This is a genomic window from Sutterella seckii (assembly GCF_009183815.1).
In the GTDB taxonomy this organism is placed as follows: Bacteria; Pseudomonadota; Gammaproteobacteria; order Burkholderiales; family Burkholderiaceae_F; genus Sutterella; species Sutterella seckii.
In genome coordinates this window covers 1-1084 of the sequence record NZ_WEHX01000197.1, presented here as the reverse complement: position 1 = coordinate 1084, position 1084 = coordinate 1, and the positions used below count along the sequence as shown (strand labels likewise).

Sequence of the window (1084 nt, the reverse complement as noted above, 5' to 3'; positions counted from 1 at the left end):
AGAGCTGATTCAACAGATCTGATGAAGGACGAGATGGCTCAGCAGCTGCTCTTTTCCGATTCGCTTCGGAGCGACAGCTGGTATTCCGATTTCTTTGAAAATCAATTGAGTGCAGACATCATCCACCAGTTTCGGATGGACTGGCTCAAGCGCTTCGCAGTGCAGGGAGGCACGAAAGTCTGGCTCTGCATCGATGGCTCAAACAACGACTGCACGATCTCGGAAAGCCGTGTTGCCGAACCCGGCAATTCAAAGTCGCATAAGGCAGTAAATATCTACAGCTACATGTGGGCCGTCAGCTCGAAGGATGGGCGCCCCGTCACCTGGTTCCTCAACAACGGCGGCAAAGTCGATGCCAAGGCTTTTGAGAAGATGATTCGCTTTCTTGCCGCTGCCGGCATCGAAGTTGAAGGCGTCATTCTCGATCGAGGCTTTGCTGATGAAGGCGTTATGCGACTTATTCGGGAGCTCGGATACCGCTACGTCGTCAGGCTGAAGTCTTCCGCGCTGGCCTACAAGACCATGCTGGAGAAATACGCGGAAACGATCCGCTGGAAGGTCGCTCACGTTATAAACGACAAGGGCATTTTCGGCGTCGAGGAAAGAACCCGTGTATTCGCGAGCGGCACTGAGGAAGCCTGCGTCGGCTTATTCTTCGACGGCATTCGAGGATGCAGAAAGTCCGTGGACGACATTGCCCGGGTGCTGAAGATCCGGCAGGAAATCAAGGCTCAGATCCTTGGCGGGAAGACACTCAGCAAGCTCAGAATTGCTTCCGACATGAAACCCTATCTGAAGCTGACGGGAACCGAGGATGCTCCCGCTGTAGAGCTCTGCGCTGAACGGCTTCAGGAATCTATTGACCGCCATGGCTTTAATGCCATCGCCTCTTCTGAAGATCTGCCCGCAGAGAAGATCAGTGAGATCTATGACTACCGCGACATCTCCGAAAAGCAGTTCAGCGCGCTGAAATCTCAGCTGGGAACGGACGTAACGCGCGTGCATGACGATCAGCGCATTGAGGCAAAGCTTGCCATCTGCTTCATTGCCGCCGTCATTCGTACGGAAATCGAACTCGCCTGCC

The 1084-nt window shown here is 54.1% G+C and carries 1 protein-coding gene; it reads left to right on the top strand.

Annotated elements, in window-relative coordinates:
• Nucleotides 1-33: 33 nt before the first annotated feature.
• A partial coding sequence (locus GBM95_RS11805) for an IS1634 family transposase (RefSeq protein WP_193222706.1) occupies nucleotides 34-1084 on the top strand: 1051 nt, incomplete at its 3' end.